Genomic DNA, 25,154 nt, shown 5'->3' with positions numbered 1-25,154 from the left:
GTTGGTTGGGTGGGGTTGGTGAGTGGGTTGTTGGTTTCGACTCGCTGCGCTCGCTCAACTGGCCTGTGGGGGACTCGCTCAACTGGCGGGCGGAGGGGAGTCGCTCAACCAGCGGGTGGAGGGAGGGCCTGGGCGGGGACGCCCGCGCGAGTCAGAGGGCGATGTTGACGGACTTGGTCTGGGTGTAGAGGTCCAGGGCGGAGTCGCCCAGTTCGCGGCCCCAGCCGGACTGCTTGAAACCGCCGAAGGGGAGGGCGGTGTCGAAGCCGTTGTACTGGTTGACCCACACCGATCCGGCCTTCACCGCCGCGGCGGTGCGGTGCGCCTTCGAGATGTCCTTGGTCCAGATTCCCGCGGCGAGTCCGTAGATCGAGTCGTTGGCAGCACGGGCGACGTCGTCCTCGTCGTCGAACGGCAGGGCGGCGACGACGGGGCCGAAGATCTCCTCCTCCACGATCGAGAACTCCGGCTTCACGTCCACGAAGACGGTCGGTTCGATGAAGTAGCCCTTGTCGCCCCAGCGGCCGCCGCCGGTGAGAGCGCGTGCCCCGTCTGCCAGGCCCTGCTGGATGTAGCTGTTGACCCGATCGAACTGCTCCTGCGAGACGAGCGGTCCGAGTTCGGTGGTCGGATCGAGACCGGGGCCGATCTTGGCCTGCGACGCGGCGTCGGCGACAGCCTGCGTGAACTCGTCGAAGATGCTGCGCTGCACGAACAACCGGGTGCCCGCGACGCAGCACTGACCGTGGTTGAACATCCACGCCGCGACCGAACCGGCGACGGCCGACTCGATGTCCGCGTCGGCGAAGACGATGTTGGGGCTCTTGCCGCCGAGTTCCAGCGACACCTTCTTGAGATTGCCGGTCGCGGCCTGGACGATCTTCTTACCGACTTCGGTAGACCCGGTGAAGGCGACCTTGTCGACGTCGAGGTGCGCCGACAGCGCGGCGCCTGCGTCGCCGAATCCGGTGACGATGTTGACCACGCCGGGCGGGAAGCCGGCCTCCTCGAAGACCTCGCCCAGCATCAGCGCACTCAGGGGCGTCTGCTCGGCAGGCTTGAGGACCACGGTGTTTCCGGCAGCGAGCGCCGGAGCGAGCTTCCACGTGGCCATCAGGATGGGGAAGTTCCACGGGACGATCTGGCCGCACACGCCCAGCGACTCACGTCGGGTGTAGGCGTGGAACTGGGCGTCCGGACCGGCGAACGGCATCGACGGGGTGATCGACGAGCCCTTGATCTTGGTGGCGAGCCCGGCGTTGTAACGCCACACGTCCGCCGACCAGGAGACGTCGACCGCTGTCGCGATGGTGACCGACTTGCCGTTGTCGAGCGCCTCCAGCTGCCCGAAGATCTCGGCTCGCTCGGAGAGGATGTCGCCGACCCGCCAGATCAGGCGTTCCCGTTCGTTCGGCTTCATCCGGCCCCACGGGCCCTCGTATGCGGCGCGCGCCGCGGCCACGGCGCGATCGACGTCGGCCGCCTCACCGTGCGCCACCCGGGTGATCACCTCGCCGGTGGCCGGGTCGTGGGTCGCGAAAGTGCGGCCCGACGCCGCGTCGACCCACTGGCCGCCGATCAGCAACTGGCGGTCGCGGGACACGAAATCGGCTACGGCCGGATGAAGGGCCGAATTGAGGGTGGCGGTCATGGAAGCCTCCTGACGAGATGGGCACGTCGCGCACCGTGTGATGCGCGCCACTGAATGAGTGCCCCTCATTTGTCACATGCCGCCGCGAGCCCGCCGTGTGCAGAAACTGAACAGTGCCGGTGGACACGGCCTGTACACGGACCGGGTACGCGCCGTGTCAGCGGGAGATACCCAGCGCCCGGATCCGGGCGTACAGGGTGGTGCGGGAGACGCCGAGCGCCTTGGCGGCATGCGATTTGTTGCCGTCTGCGGCGTCGAGCGCATCGATGATGGCCTGGCGTTCGGCCTGCTCCAGACCCATCAGACGGGAGGCGCGGGAACTGCCGCGGTAGCCCTCCGGGAGGTCGGCGGCGGTGAGTTGCCTGCCGCCGCGCGCCAGGGTCGTCTCGGCCGCGGCACCGAGCACCACCGACATCTCGGTCAGGTTGCCCGGCCACTCCTGGCAGGCCAGCGCGTCTGCGGCGTCCGGACCGAGTTCCAGGCGGCGGTCGCAGCGCTCCAGCATCCGCTGGGCCAGGGAGACGATCTCGCTGGTGCGCTGCCGCAGCGGCGGCAGGGTGACGCGGGTGCGGCAGCAGCCCACGAGCGCGGCGAGGCCCGCGGCGCCGCCGGTGACCGGCTCGCAGACGACGACGATCGGCGGGAGATCGGGCCGATGGGTGGCTATCGCCGCCTGCAGCAGGCGGATCGAGCGATCGTCGAGGAGATCGGCGCCGTCGACGACGAGACCGTGGCCCGCGGAACGGGCCTCCCGGATCGCCGCCGCGACATCCGGAGGCGTGCCGTCGAGCAGGGCCGCGGCGACGTCGAGTCGCACCCGGCGATCGTCGGGGATCAACGACTGCGCCTCGGTGGTCCGGCCCGTGCCGGGCTCGCCGCAGATCGCGACCGACGCCGCGGCGGCGCGCGGCACCGGATCGGCGGGTGTCCGATGCCCGACGCGGGGACGCAGGCGGAATACGGCGGCGTGCCGTACGCCGTCGACTCGGTCGATCTCGATGTCGGCCTCGATGCCGGACACCAGGGTGATGGTCCGGCGCCGCTCGGAGCGGTCGTGGAGCATCGCGCGGAGCGACCCGAAGTCGGCGGAGCCGAGCAACTGGGCGGCCAGGGCGTTGGTGAGCTGCAGGTCGTCGCCGACCGCGGCGACCGCGACATCGCGGCGCGACGAGGTCTTCTCGAACGCGGCGATCACGGCACGATGGTCGGCGTGCGTGCGGTTCAGGAGCCGTTCGGCGATGTCGTCGACGAGCCCGCGCACCAACGGCACCGACAGCGGGTTGATCTGCGGGGCCACCTCGGTCATGCAGATCGCGCCTGCGACGCGGCGGGTGGCCGGGTGTACGATCGGCCGGCCGAAGCAACTCAGCGACCGGAACTGCTCCAGGTAGTGCTCGGATCCGTTGATGACCACGTCGCCGCGCACCTCGACGGTGGTGCCCAGCGCGGTGGTGCCCATCCGAGACTCGTCGCAGGCGGCGCCCTCGACGGCGCCCACCGACTCCAGATGCCGCTCCAGTGTGCTGTCGGCCGAGACGCGCGAGACCATGCGGCAGTCCTGATCCACCAGCAACAGCGCCGTGGTGGTGCCGCTGAGCATCGATGCGGCCCGCGCGAGCACCGGCCGCGCGGCGTCGAGCAACCGGTCGTCGGCGATGTCGCGGACGGCCGGCCGGAACGGCGAGTCGGGGGACAGGCCGGACTGGGTGACGCGACGCCAGGACGCGGCGATCACGTCACGCTGGGGAAGTGGGGTGGTCACGACACCACTGTGACATGGATCATGCGCGATCGGTAGGTCCGGGCGATCGCACTCGGTCGCACTCGATCGCGCCGGGCGGTCCGCGTCGCCGTGCGCCGTCCCGGCTACGGTTGGTCGCATGCGAGTGGCGACCTGGAATGTGAACTCGGTGAGACAGCGAGTGCCCCGGCTGCTGCCGTGGCTGGACGAGCGGTCGCCCGACGTGGTGTGCCTGCAGGAGACCAAGGTCACCGACGAGGCGTTCGCGGCCGAACTGGGTGACGAACTCGCCGCACGCGGCTACGAGTTCGCCCACGCGGGGCAGGGACAGTGGAACGGCGTGGCGCTGCTGAGCAGGGTGGGGCTCGACGACGTCCGGATCGCATTCCCCGGCGCACCCGGTTTTCCCGACCCCGAGTCGGCTCCGGAAGGGCGGGCGGTCTCGGCGGTGTGCGACGGGGTGCGCGTGTACTCGGTGTACGTCCCCAACGGCCGCGAGGTCGGCTCCGACCACTACGCGTACAAACTGGCGTGGCTCGCGAAGTTGCGGGAGGCCGTCGAACCGGAGGCGGATTCGACCGTCGTCTGCGGCGACTACAACATCATCCCGACCGACGACGACTGCTTCGATCCGGCGGCCTTCGTCGGTCACACGCATGTCACCGACGCCGAGCGTGCGGCGTTCGAGGCGCTGAAAGGCGCCGGTCTGCACGACGTGATGCGGGAGCACTGGCCCAGCGAACGGATCTACACCTACTGGGACTACCGTGCCGGAATGTTCCACAAGGATCTCGGCATGCGGATCGACTTCCTGCTGGCCGGAGGCCCGGTGGCCGCGCGCGCCCAGGCCTGCTGGGTGGACCGCAAGGCCCGCAAGGGCACCAAGCCCAGCGACCACGCACCGGTGTTCCTGGATCTGGACACCGCGCCTGACGGCGACGTGGGTCCGGTGGTCCCGCCGCCTTCGCGTCCGGCACAGGTGAAGCCGGGGTCGGTGAAGCTGCCGCACTCGGTGGCCGACTGAGGGCTCTCGGGTTCTCAGCCGTAGGTGAACGAGAAGACCTCGAGCCCGGGGGACGGTGCCAGTTCGAGCCGCCCTCGCCGACTGCCGGTCCCGTCGACGATCTGATGGAGGGTCGGCGGTCCGCTGATGGGGATCGTCGAGGAGGAGCCGTCGTCGCGTCTCACGGTGATCGTCCCCGTCCCGCCGGCGACGACGTACACGTTGCGCGCACGGTAGTTCAGCGAGATCGCCGCATCGCGACGCGCGGTGGCACCCTGACGGTCGAGCGTCCACCGGCCGCGCAGGGCGAAGGAGTCGGGGGCCGGGCTCTCCGGAAAGTCGAAGTCCGCGGTGCCTGCCGAATAGGGGGTGGGACCCGCGTAGTTCCCGGCCTTGCCGATCCCGAGGTACGTCTCCGCCGTGGTCGGCTCGGTCGGCGTGGTGTCGGCGCGCTCGGTGGGCGGCGGTAGCGTGCTGTCGGGCCGGGCGTCGGCGAGCAAGTCGCGGATCATCCGCTCCGACGTCGCGTACCCGCCTTCACCGAACTCGATGTGCCGCACCACTCCGGTGGAGTCGATGAGGTACTGGGCCGGCCAGTAGCTGTTGCGGTAGCCGGTCCAGGTCGAGAACGCCGGATCGAGCGCTATCGGGTAGTCGATGCCCAGGCGTTCGGCCGCGGCGACGACGTTCGACGGCACCTTCTCGAAGGCGTACTCCGGGGTGTGGACCCCGATCACCTCCAACCCGCTGTCGCGATACGTGCGATACCAGTCCACGACGTGCGGAATGGATCGCTGGCAGTTGATGCACGAGTACGCCCAGAAGTCGATGAGGACCACTTTTCCGCGCAGTTGTGACAGCGGCAGAGCGTGGTCGCCGGGGGTGTTGAACCAGTCGGTGATACCGGTCAGCGGCGGCGCCGTACCGCAGCTCTGCAGACGATCGGCTCCGTCGGTGCAGTTCGAGAGTTCGCGATTCGCGTCGGTGACGATGCCTCCGAGATCGAGCCGGCGATTGAGATCGTCGGTGCCGCCCACCGAGTCCTGCAGGGACCCGGTGTAGTCGGGGATCGCCCGCTGGAGCGCGGCCGGGGCGTCGAAGACCAAGCCGACGGCGAGGCCGATCGTCACCAGTCCGCCGATCACGCGGATCAGCCGTTGCCTGCGCCGGAAGGCGCTCACCCGTTCGGCGATCCGCCGACCGGCCAGCGCGAACACCAGCAGCGGGAGCGTCGAACCCACCGCGAAGGACAACGTCAGCGCCACCGTGGAGAGCCCGATCGATCCCGTCGCACCGGCGACCACGATGGCCGCGAGCACCGGACCGGCGCACGGAACGTAGAGCACACCCAGTGCCAGCCCGAGCCCGAATCCGGACCGCCCGCGGGCCACCGGCCGCTGCGGCAGCCGGGCGAAGGGCTTCTCCAGGAGCCGTTCGACGGGCGGAAAGATCAAGCCGAGTCCGATCGAGACCAGCGCTGCCAACCCGATCCACCGGATGGTGTCCTGCGGCAGGTGCAGCAGCGACAGCAGGCTCGACCCGACGAGCGTCACCGCGGAGAAGCTCACGACCAGCCCGGCGATCACCAGGTACGGCCGCGCGCTCTCGGCGAACCGCCGTCTGCGGTCCGGTCGTCCCTGGGACGGCTGTTCGGTCTCCTCCGGGCCGCGGGCGTTCTGCGCGCCGGAGAGGAACAGGACCGGCAGCACCGGAAGGATGCACGGCGAGATGCCGGTGATGAGTCCGCCGACGAAACCGATCGCGATCACTGTGTTCATGACCGGTATTCGGTGGCGTCGACGGCCCGGATGGGTCGGCCCGGCGGCACCGCCGGACAACCGGCCCATCCGAAATCCGGAGGGCGCCGAATGACCCATGTCACTGATGACGACGCCGGCGCCCGTCGGCGTTCGACGAGAAGGAGCAGTCGATGAGAACCAGCAAGACCATGGGTGCCAAGGTTGCGGCGATGGGCTTCGCCCTCGCAGTCGCGGGCACCATGACCGCGTGTTCGAGCGACGACTCGACGAGTACGTCGACCACGGACGCCATGCCGACGACCGCGATGAGTTCGCAGACGATGAAGGCCGATCCGGCCGCGGATCTGGTGGGTCCCGGCTGCGCGGCCTACGCCGAGAAGGTGCCCACCGGTCCCGGGTCGGTGACCGGCATGTCCACCGAACCGGTAGCCGTCGCCGCGTCGAACAATCCGATGCTGACCACGCTCACCTCGGCGGTGTCCGGCGGCCTCAACCCGAAGGTGAACCTGGTCGACACCCTCAACGGCGGTGAGTTCACCGTGTTCGCCCCGGTCGACGACGCCTTCGCGAAGGTCGATCCGGCCACGATCGACTCGCTCAAGACCGACTCGGCGGGCCTGACCAGTCTGCTGACCTACCACGTGGTGCCGGGCCAGCTGAGTCCCGACCAGGTCGACGGCGTCCACAAGACGGTTCAGGGCGACACCGTGGACGTGACCGGCAGCGGCGACGATCTGAAGGTCGACGGCGCGAGCGTGATCTGCGGCGGAGTCCACACCGCGAACGCGACCGTGTACCTGATCGACCAGGTGCTCATGCCGCCCGCCAAGCCCTGATCCGCGCCGGCCGGTCTCAGAGCCGGTGATACCGGGCCAGCGCGACCTCCCGCTCGGCCCGGTGATCGACCATCGGCGGCGGATAGCTCGCCGGAGACGGCGACAGCGGCAGCACCGCGTCCCCGTCCCCGGCGAGCAGCCACGGCCGGTGAACGGCCCGGCCCGCGATGCCGCGGAGTTCGGGCACCCAGCGCCGGACGTAGTCGCCGTCCGGGTCGAACCGCTCACCCTGCGAAACCGGGTTGAAGATCCGGAAGAACGGCGCCGCGTCGGTGCCGCAGCCCGCGGTCCACTGCCATCCGTGCTGATTGGAGGCGAGGTCGCCGTCCACGAGGTGCTTCATGAAGTGTCGGGCACCCCGCCACCAGGGCAGATGCAGGTCTTTCGTCAGGAACGAGGCGACGATCATTCGCACCCGGTTGTGCATCCAGCCCTCGGCCAGCAGCTGACGCATACCCGCGTCGACGATCGGATACCCGGTACGGCCCGCACACCACGCGTCGAAGGCGGCGTCCGCGTCGGGCCCGCTGTGGTACTCCAGGGTATCGAACGCGGCGTGATAGTTGGCGCGCGCGGTGTCCGGGCGCCGATGCAGGACGTCGGCGTAGAAGTCGCGCCAGGCGAGCTCGCTGCGGAGCGCGACGGCTCCCGCGTCACCGCGTCCGCGCAGATCGTGCAGCAGCGTCCGCGGGTGCACGCAACCGAACTTCAGATACGGCGACAATCGGGTGGTCGCGTCGAGGTCGGGACGGTCGCGATCGTCCGAGTACCGGTCGAGGCCGCGCTCGGCGTCCTGCTGGAAGCGCCGCCAGCGCCGCAGTGCGGCCGCCTCACCCGCGGGTGGCAGGTCGACGGATGTCCGCTCGGCGAGGGCGTCGAAATCCAGACGCTCACCCAGACCGTCTGGGTCGATCCAGTCGAGCGTTCCGGCATCGGTGCGTGCCGGAGAATGCCAGCCGTGGTCGAGCCAGGCGCGGCGGTACGGGGTGAACACCCGGTACGGCCCGCCCGCCTTGGTCCGGAGTCGGCCGGGCGAGACGGCGTACGGCGAACCTGTCCGCACCAGTGGCACGGCGCCCAGCGCCGCTTCGACGGCGTCGTCGCGCATCCGGCCGTACGGCCCGAAGTCTTCGCTGATATGCACCGACGCCGCGCCGATCCGGGTGGCCAGATCGGCGATCACGGCCGCCGGCTCACCGTGGGTGAGCAGCAGGCGGCCGCCCAGGTCGGCGTCGAGGGCGCGCAGGCAATCCGCGAGGAATGCCAGACGCGGCGCACCGGAGGGTCGCCGCAGTCTGTCGTCGATCACGAAGACAGCCAGCGCCGCGTTCGCACGGTCGGCGGCGGCGAGCAGTGTGGGCAGGTCGGTGAGCCGCAGGTCGCGGCGGAACCAGACGATCGCGGGAGCGTTCACCCGACCAGTGTGCGCCGTGCCGGGCCGGTCCCGCCTCGACCCATCCGCGCGTCGGCCGACTCCGAATGCCTGGTGTGACTGACAGTGGAACCTTCGCAGCGCCGAATTTCGCCGAACCCTCCCGCATCGCCGTCGTGGGCGGCGGAGTCGCGGGACTGACCGCCGCGCTCCGGTTGTCGGAACGCCATCGGGTCACCCTCTTCGAAGCCGACGACCGGTTGGGCGGCCACGCGCACACGCATCGGATATCGGAGGCGGACGGAACGCGGGTCGCAGTCGATTCGGGATTCATCGTCCACAACGACCGCACGTACCCGACGCTCCTTCGCCTGTTCGAGGAACTCGGTGTCGCCACCCGGGACACCGACATGTCGATGTCGGTCCGCTCGCAGGCGACGGGACTGGAATACGCCGGTGCGCTGGGCTTCGCGGGGCTGTTTCCGACGTGGCGTACCGCGCTTCGCGGACGCTACCTGCTGATGCTCCTCGAAGTGGTCCGGTTCCACCGGTCGGCGCGCCGCCTGCTGGCCACTGCCGACGACGACTGCCGGCTCGGGGAGTTCGTCGAGCGGACGAGGCTGTCGTCGTACTTCCGCGACAACTTCCTGCTGCCGCTGGTGGCGGCCGTGTGGTCGTGCGACGCGGAGACGGCCGCGGAATACCCGGCCCGCTACCTCTTCACCTTCCTCGACCACCACGGCATGCTCTCGGTGTACGGTTCGCCGGTCTGGCGCACAGTCGTCGGCGGATCGGCCGTCTATGTTCGGGCGATCGCCGATCGCGTCGAGGCGCGCGGAGGTCGCACCCGGTGCGGAGCCCCGGTCACCGCGGTCGCCGACGAGCCCGGCGGGGTCGTCGTCACCGCGAACGGGACATCCGAGACCTTCGACGGCGCGGTGATCGCCACTCACCCGCATCAGGCGCTGGCCATGCTCCGGTCGCCGACCCGGCTGCAGACCGAGGTGCTCGGCGCCATCGGCTACAGCGCCAAGCCGGCGGTCCTGCACACCGACGAGACGCTGCTGCCGACCGCCGTGCGCGCCCGGGCGTCCTGGAACTACCAGATCCGGGCCGACGGTTCGGCGGTCGCCGTGACCTACGACCTCACCCGGCTGATGAGGTTGTCGCAGGGGCGCGGCGGGCCGCGGTATCTGGTCACCATGGGACGGACCGATCTGGTCGACCCGGCGACGATCCTCGCGGAGATGGACTACGAGCATCCCGTCTACGACGCCGGTTCGGTGGCAGCCCAGCAGCGGCTGCCCGAGATCGATACGGACCGAATCGCTTTCGCCGGTGCCTATCACGGTTGGGGCTTCCACGAGGACGGCGCCGCCTCGGGTGCCCGGGCCGCGGCGCACTTCAGGACGACACGGACGGCGGTGCGACGATGACGGCGCCCGCACTGGTCCACACCCGCATCAGCCACATCCGCCGCGAACCGGTGGACCATCGGTTCGCGCACCGGAGCCTGAGCTGGCTCGTGGACATCGACCGCCTGCCGCGCCTGCCACGGGGACTCCGCTGGGCCGCCCGCTTCCGGCCCGAGGACCACTTTCCGTCGCCCGCCGCGGCCGGCGAGACCCTGCGGGGGCGACTGGAGTCGTACACCGACTCCGTCGGAGCCCCGCGGGCCGACGGCGCGGTCATCGCTCTGCTCTCGCCGCGCGTGGCCGGGTACGTCTTCAATCCGCTGTCGGTGTTCTGGTGCCACGACCGCGACGGTCGCCTCCGGTACGTGATCGCCGAGGTTCACAACACATACGGCCAGAGGCACTGCTATCTGGTGCGCACCGACGGCGCGGGACGGGCCGAGGTCGACAAGGAGTTCTACGTCTCACCGTTCAACGACGTGTCCGGACGTTATCGACTCGTCTTGCCCGAGCCCGGCGCCGACGGCCGGATCCGGCTCAGCGTGGTCCTCGAGCGACCGGGCCGCAGCCGATTCACCGCGACCCTCACCGGACGCGCGGAACCGGCGACTCCGGCCGCGGTGGTGCGCGCACAGCTGCGCACCCCGCTCGCCCCGTGGGTCGTCGCGGCCCGCATCCGCCTCCACGGGATCCGGCTGTGGTGCCGCGGCCTGCGCGTGGAGCCCCGACCTCACCCCGACACGAAGGAGCGTTCACGATGACGACCGACGACAGCCGTCGCACCGACGATTCCCGGCACACCGGCCGCCGCGACCGCATCCCGCGGATCGACCCGGTGCGCTGGCCGGATGTGTCCGCGCCGCCGCACGCCCGCATGTCCGGGCTGCGCGCCTTCGCCGCGGAACGGCTCTTCCGGCGGGCCGCGGCGAGACTGCCGATCGCCGTCGAGTTCCCCGACGGGAGCCGCATCGGCCGGCTCGACGGCCGGATGGTGCCGAGAATGATCGTCCGTGACCCGGAGTCGTTCTTCGCCCGTCTGGGCGCTTCCGGGCTGATCGGCTTCGGCGAGGCGTTCATGGCGGGGGAGTGGACCACCGACGACCTCGTCGGGGTGCTCAGCGCGTTCGCGGCCGACGTGGCCGATCTGGTGCCCGCGTCGCTGCAGCGCCTGCGTTCCTCGGTACTGCCGCGGCATCCCGCGGACGAGGAGAACTCCCTGGCCAACACGCGGTCGAACATCGCCCGCCACTACGACCTCTCCAACGATCTCTTCGCCGCCTTCCTCGATGAGACGCTCACCTACTCGAGCGCCTTCTTCGGCACCGACCGCGACGCGGAACGCGCGCAGTGGTCCGACCTCGCGGACGCACAGCGCGCCAAGATCGACCGGCTGCTCGACGCCGCGGGCGTGGGGCCGGGAACCCGTCTGCTGGAGATCGGGACCGGGTGGGGCGAACTGTGTCTGCGAGCGGCCCGGCGCGGGGCGTTCGTCCACTCGGTGACGCTGTCGGCAGAACAGCGAGACCTGGCGCTGCGGCGCGTGGCCGAGGCGGGCGTGGCCGACCGCGTCCGCATCGACCTGCTCGACTATCGGCTCGTGCGCGGCCGGTACGACGCCGTCGTCTCGGTGGAGATGCTGGAGGCGGTGGGGCGTGAGTACTGGCCCGTCTACTTCCAGACCCTCGACCGGCTGCTGGTGGACGGCGGTCGCGCCGCCCTTCAGGTGATCACGATGCCGCACCGGCGGATGCTGGCCTCGGAGGGCACCTACACCTGGGTGCACAAGTACATCTTCCCGGGCGGGCGGCTGCCGTCGATCGAGGCCCTGCGCGAGGTCGCGACCCGCGGCACCGCCCTCCGGCCCGCCGGGGAGTTCGCGATGGGCCTGCACTACGCACGGACCCTGCATCTGTGGCGGGAGCGTTTCCGGTCCGCGGACGAGGCGGTCGGCCGGCTCGGCTTCGACGCGGTGTTCAAGCGGATGTGGACCTTCTACCTCGCCTACTCCGAAGCCGGCTTCCGGTCCGGCTACCTGGACGTGTACCAGCTCCGATTCGACAAGACGGCGCCCGCGGGGACGCGATCGTCATGATCGCGCCGCTCGCGACGGCTAGGCTGGCGTGCGATGACACACGCCGACTCGCCTGCGGTCCGCCAATGACCGCGGGCGGCGCACAACTGGAGGACCTGCTCGGCCTCGTCGCGTCCGGAGATCGCGGTGCTTTCGCCGACCTCTACGACCGCACCAGCGCGCGGGTGTACGGGATGGTGCTGCGGGTGCTGCGCGATCAGGGGTACAGCGAGGAAGTGACGCAGGAGGTGTACCTCCAGGTGTGGCGCGAGGCCCGGAATTTCCGGCCGGATCGCGGCAGCGCCGTGTCGTGGCTGCTGACCATCGCTCACCGGCGGGCCGTCGACCGGGTGCGGTCGGAGCGATCGGCGTCCGACCGCGACACCCGGTACGGCGTTCGCGAACTGGTCGAGATCACCGCGGGCGTCGAGGAGGAGGTGCTCTCCCGGGAGAACGGGCGGCGGGCGCGCGAGTGCCTCGGCGCCCTCACCGCACTGCAGGCTCAGGCGGTGAGTCTGGCGTTCTACGAGGGCTTCACCTATCGCGAGGTGGCCGAACGGCTCACGGTGCCGTTGCCGACGGTCAAGAGCCGCATCAAAGACGGACTGAAGAGGCTGAGGGGGTGTTTGGGCGGTGAGTGAAGACCCGGACTACCTGCGTGAACTCGCCGCGCTCATCGCCCTCGACGCGGTCGACGACGTGGAGCGCGCCCGGATCACGCGGATCGTGGGGAGCGCCGAGGACGGCGACCGACAGATCTTCGAGGCGGAGCTCAGGGCGGTGCGCGAAGCACTCGCCGGAATCAGCGAGGCGACGGCCACACCGCCGCCGGCCGCGTTGCGCGACCGCGTCCTCGACGGAGTCTCGGGCCAGGAGCAGACGGCGCCGGTGCATGAACCCGAGCCGACGGTCGCCGACCCCGAGCCGCCGTCGCGGCGCATCCGCTATGCGTGGGTGGCCGCCGCGGCCGCGGTGGTCCTGGGGATCGGCGGCGGCGTCGTCGGCTACACGCTCGCCGACCGGTCGCAGCCGGCCGAGCCCTCGCAGGCCGAGCAGATCTTCGCCGCACCCGACGTCCGCACCACCACCGGAACCGTCGCGGGCGGCAAGGCCTCGGTCACGTATTCGCCGTCCACCGGCGAGGGCGTGCTGGTGATGAACGACGTGCCGCGCCCCGAGCCGGGCACGATCTATCAGATGTGGCTGATGGGGCCGAGCGGGCCGAAGCTCGCCGGAACGATGTCGGCCGCGGACGTCGCGCCGTCGACCACCGCGGTCATCACCGACATGCACGGTGCCACCGCGGTCGCATTCACCGTCGGCGACGCCGCGACGCCCGACAAGCTGATCAGCGCCCCGGTCGCGGAACTGCCTCTGAGCTGATCGCTCAGCCGAGCTGGTCCTCCAGGTACCGGGGACGGCAGATCACCCAGGCGCCGCACAGCATCACCACGACGGTGGCGGTGAGGAAGCCGAACGGGACGGTCCATGAATGTGTGGCGTCGTGCAGGACCCCGAACAGCATCGGCCCGGCGCATGCCAGCAGGTAGCCGACGCCCTGGCCGAATCCGGACAGCGACGACGACCCGGTGCTGGTGCGGCTGCGCAGGTTGATCAGCGTCAGCGCCATCGGGAAGGTGGTGGGCCCGATGCCGATCAGGACGGCCCACAGCCACGGCGCTGCCAGCGGCGCCCACAGCAGCCCCGCGAAGCCCGCCAGCCAGCAGGCCGCGAAGCCCAGGGCGAACGGGAACGGATTGGCGAACCGGGCACACAGGACCGGCGCCACCAGCGTGCCCGCGAACCCGATCCCGGAGAACAGCGCGACCATCGCACCACCGAGTGATTCGCTGCCCCCGGCGTCGCTGAGCACCTCGGGCAGCCAGGTGAACATCGAGTAGGTCATCAACGAGGTCATGCCGAACATCAGGGTGAGACCCCAGGCCATGCTGCTTCGCCAGACCGGCAGTCGCGCGGCCTCGTCGACCGCGGGACGCGCCTCGTCTGGCAGATCGGCCTCGGCGCGGACGGTGGCCCGTCGTTCGCGCACCACCCACATCCAGGGGAGCAGCGCGGCGAGGGGGACCAGTGCCCACATCGCGAGCGAGGTCCGCCAGCCCGCCGCGTCCGCGACCGGCACGGCCATCGCGGCGGGCAGCGCGGTGCCGATCTGCACGAAGGTGATGTACACCGTGCTGACGAGCGCGATCTTGTCGCTGAAATAGCGCTTCACCAGGGGCGGGATGAGGATGTTGCCGACTCCCATGCCGAAGAGTGCGACACCGGACAGGATGAGCAGCGCCGCGACGCCGCCGACGAAGGGACGGCTGGCGATGCCGACTCCGGTGAGGATCACCGCGGCCAGCGTGGTCTGCTCGATGCCGAAACGCCGGCCGAGGGCGGGGGCGAAGACGCCGGCCAGACCGAACATCAGCGTCGGCAGCATGCCGAGCAGACCGCTGACGGTGTGGCCGAAGCCGAGGTCGTCGGAGATCCGCGCGAGCAGCGGCGTGATCGAGGTGACGGCCGTGCGGAGGCTGAGCGAGAAGAGCACGATCGCGACCAGGACCATGACGCGGCCGCGCCAGGCCCCGATCGGGGTTCGGAATGGTGCGGCGGTTGTCGCGGAATCGGTGACCATGGCCTAAATCGTAGGATGAATGGTTGTATTGAGGCAAAGTGATTTAGACTGCAGGAGTGCAGACAGTGAAGCGTCAGAGTCTCATCGCGCAGGTGACGCAGCAACTGAGAAACGAGATCGCCGCCGGCCGCTGGCAGGTGGGTGAGCGCATTCCCACCGAGCCCGCGCTGTGTGAGATGACCGGTACCGCGCGGAACACCGTGCGCGAAGCAGTGCAGGCGTTGGTGCACGCGGGGCTGCTGGAGCGCAGGCAGGGGTCGGGGACCTACGTCATCGCCACCGATGAGCAGGAGGTGGCGCTCGGTGACTTCTTCGCCGCGGCCCGGCGGCAAGACCTCCTGGAACTGCGCGAGGCGCTGGAGGTGACCGCGGCCGGACTGGCCGCCCGCCGTCGGGACGACGATGACATCGCCGCGCTGCGTCGACTGCTGGCGCAGCGCAATGGGTTCTGGGACGGCGCCGACGCTGCCGAGTCCGTACACTCGGCAGCGGTCGAGGCCGATGCGCACCTGCACCGCGCCATCGTCGCCGCCAGCCACAACGAGGTGTATCTCGAGTTCTACGACTCGTTGCTGCCGGCGCTGCGAGAGTCGATCGCCGAACACGGTATCGGCGCGCACAGGTCGTACGAGGCGCTCCACGTCGAGGTCGTCGAGGCGGTGATCGGCGGGGATGTGGACGGCGCCCGGGCGGCCGCTCGGCAGTTGCTCACCCGCGTCGGCGAATCCGGATGATCGGCGCCGGTAGTGAACTGTTTCGGTGCGGTTCGCGCAGTGGTGTCAATCATTTTGACCGTGGTAAATCCGGGCGGTAAAGTATTTCGTCGGCGCCTTGCCAAGCTGGGTGCTGCTCACCTTCCGGCGTCCGAGCGGGCGCCGAGAGGGCGGAGTCGTGGATCGGCGTAGGGCGTGCGACACGCCCGACAACGGGTGCACGATTCGAACCTGACCTGCATAGACGTGCAGGTGGGGCGAGTTGCGGAAGTATCTGTCCACGCGTGAGCGTGGCGGACCGCTTGCCCGGAGCACCAACCGCAACGAATACGAACAAGGCCCGGCGGGAGCCGGTCCTCAAGGAGAAAGAACTCAGTGCCAACCATTAACCAGCTGGTCCGCAAGGGCCGCAAGGACAAGACGTCCGCCAAGAAGACGGCTGCCCTGAAGGGCAGCCCGCAGCGCCGCGGCGTGTGCACCCGCGTGTACACCACCACCCCGAAGAAGCCGAACTCCGCTCTGCGAAAGGTCGCCCGTGTGCGCCTGACCAGTGGCGTCGAGGTCACCGCCTACATCCCCGGTGAGGGCCACAACCTGCAGGAGCACTCGATGGTGCTCGTCCGCGGCGGTCGTGTGAAGGACCTCCCGGGTGTTCGTTACCGCATCATTCGCGGCTCGCTCGACACCCAGGGTGTCAAGGACCGCAAGCAGGCTCGCAGCCGTTACGGCGCCAAGAAGGGGAACTGATCTAAATGCCACGTAAAGGACCCGCTCCCAAGCGCCCCCTGATCAGCGACCCCGTCTACGGTTCGCCGCTCGTCACCCAGCTCGTCAATAAGATCCTGCTGGACGGCAAGAAGTCGACCGCCGAGCGCATCGTGTACGAAGCCCTCGAGCAGGCCCGTGAGAAGACCGGCACCGATCCGGTCGTCACCCTCAAGCGTGCGCTCGACAACGTCAAGCCCACCCTCGAGGTCAAGAGCCGTCGCGTCGGTGGCGCCACCTACCAGGTTCCGGTCGAGGTGAAGCCGGGCCGCGCCAACACCCTCGCGCTGCGCTGGCTGGTCACCTTCAGCCGTCAGCGTCGCGAGAAGACCATGGTGGAGCGTCTGGCCAACGAGCTGCTCGACGCCTCGAACGGTCTCGGTGCATCGGTGAAGCGTCGCGAGGACACTCACAAGATGGCCGAAGCCAACCGCGCCTTCGCTCACTACCGCTGGTGAGGCTGCCGCATCGGACCGGGGGATGCGCACGCGAGCCCGGTCCGATGCGTCGCACACTGACAGACTCAGTTCCAAAAACTTCCCGAAGGGAACCTAATGGCACAGGAAGTGCTCAACGACCTCACCAAGGTCCGCAACATCGGCATCATGGCGCACATCGATGCCGGCAAGACCACGACCACCGAGCGCATCCTCTACTACACCGGTGTGAACTACAAGATCGGTGAGACCCACGACGGCGCGTCGACCACCGACTGGATGGAGCAGGAGAAGGAGCGTGGTATCACCATCACCTCCGCCGCCGTGACCTGCTTCTGGAACAACAACCAGATCAACGTCATCGACACGCCCGGTCACGTCGACTTCACCGTCGAGGTGGAGCGCGCGCTCCGCGTCCTCGACGGCGCCGTCGCCGTCTTCGACGGCAAGGAGGGCGTCGAGCCGCAGTCCGAGCAGGTCTGGCGCCAGGCCACCAAGTACGACGTCCCCCGCATCTGCTTCGTCAACAAGATGGACAAGATGGGCGCGGACTTCTACTTCACCGTGCAGACGATCATCGATCGCCTGGGCGCGAAGCCGCTGGTCATGCAGCTCCCGATCGGTGCCGAGGATGCCTTCGACGGCGTCGTCGACCTGCTCGAGATGAAGGCCATCACCTGGCGCGGAACCGTCGAGATCGGCGCCGAGCCGACCATCGAGGAGATCCCCGCGGATCTGGCCGACAAGGCCGCCGAGTACCGCGAGAAGCTGCTCGAGACGGTCGCCGAGTCGGACGAAGCTCTCATGGAGAAGTACTTCGCCGGCGAAGAGCTCACGATCGACGAGATCAAGGGCGCCATCCGCAAGATGACGATCAACTCCGAGATCTACCCCGTGCTGTGCGGCTCGGCGTTCAAGAACAAGGGCGTGCAGCCCATGCTCGACGCCGTCATCGACTACCTCCCGAACCCGCTGGACATCGGCGAGATCGAGGGCCACGTCGTGGGCAACGAGGAAGAGATCATCTCCCGCAAGCCCAGCAAGGACGAGCCGTTCTCGGCACTGGCGTTCAAGATCGCCGCGCACCCGTTCTTCGGCAAGCTCACCTTCGTCCGCGTGTACTCGGGCCGTGTGGAGCCGGGCACCCAGGTCATGAACGCGACCAAGGGCAAGAAGGAGCGCATCGGCAAGCTCTTCCAGATGCACGCCAACAAGGAGAACCCGGTCGACGACGCGGTGGCCGGCCACATCTACGCGATGATCGGCCTCAAGGACACCACGACCGGTGACACCCTGTGCGATCCGGCGAACCCCATCGTCCTCGAGTCGATGACCTTCCCGGACCCGGTCATCAACGTCTCGATCGAGCCGAAGACCAAGTCCGACCAGGAGAAGCTGGGCACCGCGATCCAGAAGCTCGCCGAAGAGGATCCGACCTTCTCGGTGAACCTGGACGAGGAGACCGGCCAGACCGTCATCGGCGGCATGGGCGAGCTCCACCTCGACATCCTGGTCGACCGCATGAAGCGCGAGTTCAAGGTCGAGGCCAACGTCGGCAAGCCGCAGGTCGCCTACCGTGAGACGATCCGCAAGACCGTCGAGAAGCACGAGTTCACCCACAAGAAGCAGACGGGTGGCTCGGGTCAGTTCGCGAAGGTCATCATCAAGCTCGAGCCGCTGGTCGACGCCGAGGACGGCGCGACCTACGAGTTCGCGAACGCCGTCACCGGCGGTCGTGTCCCGCGCGAGTACATCCCCTCGGTGGATGCCGGTGCGCAGGACGCGATGCAGTACGGCGTTCTGGCCGGCTACCCGCTGGTCAACCTGAAGGTCACCCTCCTCGACGGTCAGTACCATGACGTCGACTCGTCGGAGATGGCCTTCAAGATCGCCGGTTCGCAGGCCCTCAAGGAGGCTGCGAAGATGGCTCAGCCCGTCATCCTGGAGCCGATCATGGCCGTCGAGGTCACGACTCCGGAGGACTACATGGGCGACGTCATCGGCGACCTGAACTCCCGCCGTGGCCAGATCCAGGCCATGGAGGAGCGCAGCGGTGCACGAGTCGTCAAGGCTCAGGTGCCGCTGTCGGAGATGTTCGGCTACATCGGAGACCTGCGGTCGAAGACTCAGGGCCGGGCTAACTACTCCATGGTTTTCGACTCGTACGCTGAAGTTCCGGCGAACGTGTCGAAGGAGATCATCGCGAAGGCAACGGGCGAGTGATCTCGCCCTCCGCCTTGGCGGACCTCGCGCCGGGGTCGGCTATCGAATCCGCGCGCACAAACGAATAAGGTGGACGGCCAGGTCCCGGCACGACGCCGGGCCGGCCGGACACCGGTTCAGCAAGACCGCTCCTGCCGACGGCAGGAAGTAAGAAACCCACTGCTGGGAACCACCCGGCAGCAACAGTCCAGGAGGACACAAGTGGCGAAGGCGAAGTTCGAGCGGACCAAGCCGCACGTGAACATCGGCACCATCGGTCACGTCGACCACGGCAAGACCACCACCACGGCGGCCATCACCAAGGTGCTCGCCGACCAGTACCCGGACCTGAACGAGAGCTTCGCTTTCGATCAGATCGACAAGGCGCCTGAGGAGAAGGCTCGTGGTATCACGATCAACATCTCCCACGTCGAGTACCAGACGGAGAAGCGTCACTACGCTCACGTCGACGCTCCGGGTCACGCCGACTACATCAAGAACATGATCACCGGCGCCGCTCAGATGGACGGCGCGATCCTGGTCGTGGCTGCCACCGACGGCCCGATGCCGCAGACCCGCGAGCACGTGCTGCTGGCTCGCCAGGTCGGCGTCCCCTACATCCTCGTCGCACTGAACAAGGCCGACATGGTCGACGACGAGGAGATCATGGAGCTCGTCGAGATGGAGGTCCGCGAACTGCTGGCCGCCCAGGAGTTCGACGAGGACGCTCCGGTGGTCCCGATCTCGGCGCTGAAGGCGCTCGAGGGCGAGGAGAAGTGGGTCAAGTCCATCCAGGACCTGATGGCCGCTGTCGACGAGTCGATCCCGGACCCGGTCCGTGAGACCGACAAGCCGTTCCTGATGCCCGTCGAGGACGTCTTCACCATCACCGGTCGCGGCACCGTCGTCACCGGTCGCGTGGAGCGCGGCGAGGTCAACGTGAACGAGGAAGTCGAGATCGTCGGCATCCGCGAGAAGAGCACCAAGACCACCGTCACCGGTATCGAGATGTTCCACAAGCTGCTCGATTCGGCTCAGGCCGGCGACAACGCGGGTCTGCTGCTCCGCGGCCTCAAGCGTGAGGACGTCGAGCGCGGTCAGGTCATCGTCAAGCCGGGCACCACGACTCCGCACACCGAGTTCGAGGGCCAGGCGTACATCCTGTCGAAGGACGAGGGCGGCCGTCACACCCCGTTCTTCAACAACTACCGTCCGCAGTTCTACTTCCGCACCACGGACGTGACCGGCGTCGTGACCCTCCCCGAGGGCACCGAGATGGTCATGCCGGGCGACAACACCGAGATGACTGTCAAGCTCATCCAGCCGGTCGCCATGGACGAGGGCCTGCGCTTCGCTATCCGCGAGGGTGGCCGCACCGTCGGTGCCGGCCGCGTCACCAAGATCATCAAGTGATCTAGTCTGACGACTCAGGACGCCCGTCCCGCTGATGCGGGGCGGGCGTTCTGCTGTTCCGGGGGCTCCAGGCGTACGTCGAGTTCGTCGGCGAACCCGAACCGGCGTCGGCGCCGCCTCAGGCTCGGTGGAGCTCGGCGTGCAGATGGTGCGAGACGGGGACGTCGGCGTAGGCCATCCACAGGTCGTACGTGAGGGTGTCGCCGGCGAGTTCGAAACGGCGTTTCACCGCGTGCACCTGTTTCGCGTCGGGGGAGACGCCCAGAGTGTGCTGGGCGAACTCGAGAACGGCGTGGTGAGCGGGGGCGCGCTGGAGTTCCACGAAGCCGGTCGGCTGCGCCACCAACAGTTCCGCGTGCTGCTTGCCCGCCAGACGCAGGAAGCCGGTCTCGGTGTGCATCGGGCGGCCGCCGCCCGGTGCGCGCGTGCGCGATCGATAGAACAGGAAGGGCCGTCCGCTCGGCGACAGCTCGATCTCCTCGTCGTAGGTGAAGCTGTCGATCGTCGCATAGTGTCCGGCGCCGGTACCTCGCCAGAGACCGGCGAAGGCAGCGAGCGGGCCGAGGGGGTTGCGCTGTGAATCGGACATGCTGCCAGGTTAGACCCCGACCGGGGTCAGTCCGGGTGCAGTTCGCGCAGCCAGGACGACGACGGTGCGTCGGACGGCGACCGCCAGTCGCCGCGCGGCGAGAGCGATCCACCCGACCCGATCTTCGGGCCGTTCGGCATCGCGGTGCGCTTGAACTGGCTCGACATGAACCGCTTCAAGAAGACCGTCAGCCACTTGTCGATGGTGGCCTCGTCGTACTCGTTGCGTTCGTCGTCGCGCATCAGATCCGACCACGCGCCGCGGCTCCGGTCGCCCCACGCCTGCCGGGCGAGGTAGGCGATCTTGCTGGGCCGGTAGCCGAACCGCGTGAGGTAGTAGAGGAAGAAGTCGTGCAGCTCGTACGGGCCGACGTGGTCCTCGGTGCTCTGGATGTTGCCCTCGGCGTCGGCGGGCACGAGCTCCGGTGAGATCACGTCGGAGAGGATCTCCTGCAGGGTGCTGACGGTCTCGGGTCCGTAGCGGGCGGTGCTGATCTTCCAGCGGATGAGATGCTGGATCAGCGTCTTGGGGACGCTGCCGTTGACGTTGTAATGCGACATCTGGTCGCCGACCCCGTAGGTGCACCAGCCTAGGGCCAGCTCCGACAGGTCGCCGGTGCCCAGCACGATCCCGCCGAGGTGGTTGGCCAGCCGGAAGAGGTGGGAGGTGCGCTCTCCTGCTTGGACGTTCTCGAAGGTGACGTCGTAGACCGGTTCCCCGTCGGCGAACGGATGCTTCAGGTCGGCGAGCATCTGCATGCATGACGGCCGGATGTCGAGTTCGTTGCCGGTGACGCCGAGCGAGTCCATGAGGACGTGGCTGCGCGCCAGGGTGGCGCCGCCGGTGGCGAAGCCGGGCATCGTGTACGCGTGGATGTTGGTGCGCGGCAATCCCATCGCGTCGAAGGCCTGGATGGCGACGAGCAACGCGAGGGTGGAGTCGAGACCGCCGGAGACGCCGATGACCACCTTGTCGATTCCGGTGGAGCGCAGCCGCGCGACGAGCCCCTGCACCTGGATGTTCAGCACGTCGTGGCACCGCTCGTCTCGGTCGGCGGCGTCGGCGGGAACGAACGGGAAACGCGCGACCGTCCTGCGCAGAGCCCCGGTGGTCTCGGGGACGTCGAGGTCGAACGAGATGCGGCGCATCGCCCGCGAGCGTTCGGCGAAATCGCCCACCTGGTCGCGCAGGGAGATCATCCGGGACCGCTCCTGCCGCAGCCGGTCGAGGTCCACATCGCTGACTATCAGCTGCGGTTCCATCGAGAAGCCCGCGGTGCGCGCCAGCAGGGTGCCGTTCTCGGCGATCAGTGCGTCGCCGTCCCAGGCCAGGTCCGTGGTCGACTCGCCGAAGCCGGCCGAGACGTAGACCTGCGCGGCGATGCAGCGCGCCGAGTGGCCGGTCACCAGCGACCGCCGGTACGCCTGCTTGCCCACCGTGACCGGGCTGCCCGAGAGGTTGACCAGTACGGTGGCCCCGGCGAACGAGGCCCAGGTGCTCGGTGGGATCGGCACCCATCCGTCCTCGCACACCTCCACGTGGATTCGCAGGCCGGGCAGGTCGTCTGCTTCGAAGATCAGGTCGGCGCCGAACGGCACGCGCTGTCCGCCGATGACGGCGGTGTCGCGGACCGCGTCGCGTGCGGCGGCGAAGTAGCGCTGCTCGTAGAACTCGCGGTAGTTGGGCAGGTACGACTTCGGTGCGACGCCGAGCACGCGGCCGCCGTGGATCACGATCGCGCAGTTGTACAGGGCGTCGTCCACCCGCAGCGGAGCGCCGACGATCACCACGGGCGTCGTCTCAGCGGTCGCGGCCACCACGGCGGCCAGCGCGGCCTCCACCTCGTCGAGCAATGCATCCTGCTGGACGAGGTCGTCGACGCTGTAGCCGCAGAGGCCCAGCTCGGGGAAGGCGACGACGGCCACCGACTCCCGATGGGCCTGCTGGATCAGTTCGACGGTGCGCGAGGCGTTCTGACGCGGGTCGGCCAGGGCGACCTGCGGGACGGCAGCGGCGAGACGGGCGAAACCGTGTGAGTAGACCGACACTCCTTCAGGCTAATGCGTCGCTGCGTGCCACGATGGAGGGGAGTCGGCGCGGGCCGCCTCGTCTGTGTCCGTAACGTCTTCAAGGTCAGGTGTTCTGCGCATGTCCAGGTTCCTCGCACGTTCTTCTGTCTTCGCGGTCCTCGCGGCCACCGCCGCTCTCCTGGTGGGGCTGGTGGCGGGCCCGGCGTCGGCGCATTCGGCGCTGGTCGGCTCCGACCCCGAGCAGGGGGCCAAGGTCGCGACGGCTCCCGAACGGGTGACGCTGACCTTCAACGAGAACCTGAAGTCCTCGTACGCGGTGCTCAAGGTGGTCGGCCCCGACGGACACTTCTGGCAGCAGGGCGAGCCCACGGTCGACGGTCGCGACATATCCGTTGCCCTGCACGGACTGGGGCCGGCCGGTGAGTACAAGGTCAACTACCGCGTCACTTCGGCCGACGGCCACCCGGTGGAGGGCCAGGTGACCTTCGAATTGACGGCTGCGGGCAACGGCACCCCCGGCGCCGTCGCCGACGACTGGCAGCCGGAGACCGATAACGGTGTGAAGGTGTGGCCGTTCATCGTCGGCGGTGTGGTCGTGGTGATCGTCGTAGCCGGTGTGCTGGCGCTGCTGCTGGCCCGTCGCCGACGCTGACCCGCATGCCCGGAGCCGAGACGGTGCGACTGCGCGCCGGATTCGCCATCGCCGCGGCGGCTCTGGCGGTGGTGGGCGTGGCGATCTGCCAGGCGCTGGCCGCACCCGAGCCGGCGGCGTGGGCCGGCGCGGTGACGATCGGTTCGCTCTCGCTGCTGCTCGGCCTCGGTGCACTGCCGCTGATCGGCGCGGAGCCCTCGGTCCGGGTGATCGTCGGCGCCGGGGCGATGTGGGGAGTCGCCAGCGTCATCGGCGGATGGCTGCAGGTGGCCGACCGCATCGGGGTCTCGCCGTTCGAGGTGGGTGTCGGTGATCTGACGACCGGCGTGCAGACCGGCTTGCCGGTGCTGGTCGGCGCCGTGGGATCGCTGGCCGTCCTGGGCTGGGGTTATGCCGCGCTCCGGGCGGAGCCGCCGGTGCTCTTGGTCTCCGTGATCGCGGGCCTCGGCGTGCTGGCGGTCTCGGTCACCGGCCACGGCGGTGAGTCGGTCTGGACCCCGGTGTTCCTCGCCGTGCATTCGATCTGTGCGGCCTGGTGGGCCGGCACGCTCGCCGCGCTGGTCGTCACGGTGCGCGGGAAAGGCGGCTGGGCCCGGACGCTTCCGGAGTTCTCCCGATGGGCGATGCCCGCGGTAGGCGCGTTGATCGTCACCGGGGTGGTCGCCGCGGCGGTGCAGCTCGGTGTGGGTCCGCAGCTGTGGGAGACCGGCTACGGCCGGATCCTCGTGGCGAAGGCGGTTCTGCTGGCGGTGGCGCTGGCGCTGGCGTGGTGGCACCGGCGGTCGTGGCTGCCGCGCGCACGACGGCACGGAGTGAGCGAGCGGGAGTCCATCGTCCGGGCCGGCACCGAAGTGCTGGTGCTGGCACTGATTCTGGGTCTGGCTGCCGGGTTGGCGACCACCGGGACCGGTTAGCGGCCGGCGTCGCCGCTTCCCGCCGCCGGCCGATCCCAGGCGGCGAGCAGGATGTCGAGCATCTCGATGCTGTGGCCGAGGCCGCTGATGTGGCTCTGGCCGGCCAGCGGATGGAGTTCGGCGTGCGGGAGCAGCTTCACCATGTGCTCGCCGTGGGCGAACGGGATGATGTTGTCGGCGTCGCCGTGCCACCAGTGAACATAGGCGTCCACGTCGGAGATCCGGAATCCCCAGTCGCGGACGAACAATTGCAGGTCGGCGAACGGAGCCTCCATGCGGCGGCTGCCGCCGTGCAGCAGGTCGTCGAGGAACATCGCCCGGAACTCCGGGCGTGAGAGCAGTTCCCGGTCGGCCTCGGGGGAGAGGCGGCCGTAGAGGCTGATCGCCGGGTCGGCGATGGGCCGCGCGAAGCCCAGGACCGTGCTCAGCACCGACCCGATCGGTCGGCCGGCCACATTGAGCAACGGAACGGCGAACTGTGCGAGGTCCACGGCGCCGCCGCGGATCCCGTCGGGTCCGTTGACCGGAGCCACACCGCCGACGATTCCGGTCGACACCACGCGGTCGGGCAGGAAGCGCGACACGGCGAGTGAGTACGGGCCGCCGCCGGAGAGTCCGATCACCGAGAAGCGGTCGACGCCGAGGGTGTTCAGGACGGTCTGGAAGTCGAGCGTGAAGTCGGCGATCGACTCGTACCGGTGAGGCGTCGACGACCCGACGCCCGGCCGGTCGAGCCCGATCAGGCGGAAGCCGCGCGTCTCGGCGTATTCGCGCGCCTCGGTCGGGATCTGCCGTCGGGCTCCGGGGGTGCCGTGCAGCCACACGACGGCCGGGCCGCCGGGGGAGCCGAACTCGGAGAAGCCGATGCGTCGGCGTCGCTTGTCGCCGACGGCGATGGAGCCCTCGAGCTTCGGTCGGTCAATCGGAATCACGTCGCGGAGTATGTCAG

General features: G+C 69.1%; 22 protein-coding genes. 14 read left to right on the top strand and 8 right to left on the bottom strand.

The features are described 5' to 3' along the window. Positions 1 to 151: 151 nt before the first annotated feature. Positions 152 to 1,651 carry an aldehyde dehydrogenase family protein gene (locus ABFX36_RS01180; RefSeq protein ID WP_006894464.1) on the bottom strand — a complete coding sequence of 500 codons (1,500 nt, stop codon included), beginning with the start codon at positions 1,649 to 1,651 and terminating at the stop codon, positions 152 to 154. A gap of 157 nt (positions 1,652 to 1,808) precedes the next feature. Further along, a complete protein-coding gene (locus ABFX36_RS01175) occupies positions 1,809 to 3,413 on the bottom strand; it encodes a sigma-54-dependent Fis family transcriptional regulator (protein WP_346074708.1) in 1,605 nt (534 codons plus the stop codon). Between the two features lie 118 nt (positions 3,414 to 3,531). Here ABFX36_RS01175 and ABFX36_RS01170 point away from each other — a divergent pair, with 118 nt between their 5' ends. Beyond that, positions 3,532 to 4,416: an exodeoxyribonuclease III gene (locus tag ABFX36_RS01170; protein ID WP_006894466.1), complete on the top strand. Its 885-nt coding sequence runs from the start codon at positions 3,532 to 3,534 to the stop codon at positions 4,414 to 4,416. A 14-nt stretch (positions 4,417 to 4,430) separates the two neighbouring features. Here the strand turns inward: ABFX36_RS01170 and ABFX36_RS01165 are convergent, their stop codons facing one another. Next, a complete protein-coding gene (locus ABFX36_RS01165; protein WP_222111187.1) occupies positions 4,431 to 6,173 on the bottom strand; it encodes a cytochrome c biogenesis protein DipZ in 1,743 nt (580 codons plus the stop codon). A 152-nt stretch (positions 6,174 to 6,325) separates the two neighbouring features. Here ABFX36_RS01165 and ABFX36_RS01160 point away from each other — a divergent pair, with 152 nt between their 5' ends. Further along, the gene (locus ABFX36_RS01160; protein WP_006894468.1) at positions 6,326 to 6,991 is read left to right on the top strand and encodes a fasciclin domain-containing protein; all 666 of its coding nucleotides are present in this window, start codon (positions 6,326 to 6,328) and stop codon (positions 6,989 to 6,991) included. Between the two features lie 16 nt (positions 6,992 to 7,007). Here ABFX36_RS01160 and ABFX36_RS01155 read toward each other — a convergent pair whose 3' ends face one another. Next, complete coding sequence (locus ABFX36_RS01155; RefSeq protein ID WP_346074707.1) at positions 7,008 to 8,405, bottom strand: cryptochrome/photolyase family protein; 1,398 nt, start codon at positions 8,403 to 8,405, stop codon at positions 7,008 to 7,010. A gap of 65 nt (positions 8,406 to 8,470) precedes the next feature. Here ABFX36_RS01155 and ABFX36_RS01150 point away from each other — a divergent pair, with 65 nt between their 5' ends. The 5 genes from ABFX36_RS01150 (at position 8,471) to ABFX36_RS01130 (ending at position 13,232) form a co-directional block, all read left to right on the top strand. Continuing rightward, a complete protein-coding gene (locus ABFX36_RS01150) occupies positions 8,471 to 9,799 on the top strand; it encodes an NAD(P)/FAD-dependent oxidoreductase (protein ID WP_081598042.1) in 1,329 nt (442 codons plus the stop codon). Next, positions 9,796 to 10,539 (top strand): DUF1365 domain-containing protein, encoded by a 744-nt coding sequence (locus ABFX36_RS01145; RefSeq protein WP_006894471.1) that lies wholly within the window; start codon positions 9,796 to 9,798, stop codon positions 10,537 to 10,539. The genes ABFX36_RS01150 and ABFX36_RS01145 overlap by 4 nt, the downstream gene beginning before the upstream one ends. Further along, positions 10,536 to 11,870: a class I SAM-dependent methyltransferase gene (locus tag ABFX36_RS01140; RefSeq protein ID WP_006894472.1), complete on the top strand. Its 1,335-nt coding sequence runs from the start codon at positions 10,536 to 10,538 to the stop codon at positions 11,868 to 11,870. The genes ABFX36_RS01145 and ABFX36_RS01140 overlap by 4 nt, the downstream gene beginning before the upstream one ends. Positions 11,871 to 11,935: 65 nt before the next feature. Further along, a complete protein-coding gene (gene sigK, locus ABFX36_RS01135; RefSeq protein WP_278126199.1) occupies positions 11,936 to 12,490 on the top strand; it encodes an ECF RNA polymerase sigma factor SigK in 555 nt (184 codons plus the stop codon). After that, a complete protein-coding gene (locus ABFX36_RS01130; protein ID WP_346074706.1) occupies positions 12,483 to 13,232 on the top strand; it encodes an anti-sigma factor in 750 nt (249 codons plus the stop codon). Before sigK ends, ABFX36_RS01130 begins: the two co-directional genes overlap by 8 nt. Positions 13,233 to 13,236: 4 nt before the next feature. On the opposite strand, the gene ABFX36_RS01125 is transcribed toward ABFX36_RS01130, so the two are convergent. After that, positions 13,237 to 14,490, bottom strand: a complete 1,254-nt coding sequence (locus ABFX36_RS01125) for a CynX/NimT family MFS transporter (RefSeq protein ID WP_278126202.1) — start codon at positions 14,488 to 14,490, stop codon at positions 13,237 to 13,239. Positions 14,491 to 14,546: 56 nt separating this feature from the next. On the opposite strand from ABFX36_RS01125, the gene ABFX36_RS01120 reads away from it, so the two are divergent. The 5 genes from ABFX36_RS01120 (at position 14,547) to tuf (ending at position 20,020) form a co-directional block, all read left to right on the top strand. Continuing rightward, the gene (locus ABFX36_RS01120; protein ID WP_278126204.1) at positions 14,547 to 15,224 is read left to right on the top strand and encodes a FadR/GntR family transcriptional regulator; all 678 of its coding nucleotides are present in this window, start codon (positions 14,547 to 14,549) and stop codon (positions 15,222 to 15,224) included. A 354-nt stretch (positions 15,225 to 15,578) separates the two neighbouring features. Further along, positions 15,579 to 15,950 (top strand): 30S ribosomal protein S12, encoded by a 372-nt coding sequence (gene rpsL / locus ABFX36_RS01115; protein ID WP_006894477.1) that lies wholly within the window; start codon positions 15,579 to 15,581, stop codon positions 15,948 to 15,950. A 5-nt stretch (positions 15,951 to 15,955) separates the two neighbouring features. Then, a complete protein-coding gene (gene rpsG, locus ABFX36_RS01110; protein WP_006894478.1) occupies positions 15,956 to 16,426 on the top strand; it encodes a 30S ribosomal protein S7 in 471 nt (156 codons plus the stop codon). A 96-nt stretch (positions 16,427 to 16,522) separates the two neighbouring features. Then, positions 16,523 to 18,628: an elongation factor G gene (gene fusA, locus ABFX36_RS01105; RefSeq protein WP_006894479.1), complete on the top strand. Its 2,106-nt coding sequence runs from the start codon at positions 16,523 to 16,525 to the stop codon at positions 18,626 to 18,628. 201 nt (positions 18,629 to 18,829) lie between these two features. Then, positions 18,830 to 20,020 (top strand): elongation factor Tu, encoded by a 1,191-nt coding sequence (gene tuf, locus ABFX36_RS01100; protein WP_006894480.1) that lies wholly within the window; start codon positions 18,830 to 18,832, stop codon positions 20,018 to 20,020. 118 nt (positions 20,021 to 20,138) lie between these two features. On the opposite strand, the gene ABFX36_RS01095 is transcribed toward tuf, so the two are convergent. Next, positions 20,139 to 20,609: a heme-binding beta-barrel domain-containing protein gene (locus tag ABFX36_RS01095; RefSeq protein WP_006894481.1), complete on the bottom strand. Its 471-nt coding sequence runs from the start codon at positions 20,607 to 20,609 to the stop codon at positions 20,139 to 20,141. Positions 20,610 to 20,635: 26 nt separating this feature from the next. Further along, on the bottom strand, positions 20,636 to 22,657 hold the full coding sequence (locus ABFX36_RS01090) for an NAD(+) synthase (protein ID WP_006894483.1): 2,022 nt from the start codon (positions 22,655 to 22,657) through the stop codon (positions 20,636 to 20,638). Positions 22,658 to 22,757: 100 nt separating this feature from the next. Between ABFX36_RS01090 and ABFX36_RS01085 the strand changes: the two genes are divergently transcribed. Both ABFX36_RS01085 and ABFX36_RS01080 read left to right on the top strand, forming a co-directional pair. Beyond that, entirely contained in the window at positions 22,758 to 23,291 is a 534-nt protein-coding gene (locus ABFX36_RS01085; RefSeq protein ID WP_006894484.1) for a copper resistance CopC family protein, read from the top strand. A gap of 5 nt (positions 23,292 to 23,296) precedes the next feature. Next, complete coding sequence (locus tag ABFX36_RS01080) at positions 23,297 to 24,205, top strand: copper resistance D family protein (protein ID WP_006894486.1); 909 nt, start codon at positions 23,297 to 23,299, stop codon at positions 24,203 to 24,205. Here the strand turns inward: ABFX36_RS01080 and ABFX36_RS01075 are convergent. Beyond that, positions 24,202 to 25,137, bottom strand: coding sequence for an alpha/beta fold hydrolase (locus tag ABFX36_RS01075; RefSeq protein WP_045537590.1), 936 nt, complete (start codon positions 25,135 to 25,137; stop codon positions 24,202 to 24,204). The genes ABFX36_RS01080 and ABFX36_RS01075 overlap by 4 nt on opposite strands. Positions 25,138 to 25,154 lie beyond the last annotated feature (17 nt).

The organism is Gordonia cholesterolivorans (genome assembly GCF_039531975.1).
Lineage (GTDB): Bacteria > Actinomycetota > Actinomycetes > Mycobacteriales > Mycobacteriaceae > Gordonia > Gordonia sihwensis.
The sequence above is the reverse complement of the archived record's forward strand: the minus strand, read 5'-3'. Positions and strand labels throughout refer to the sequence as shown.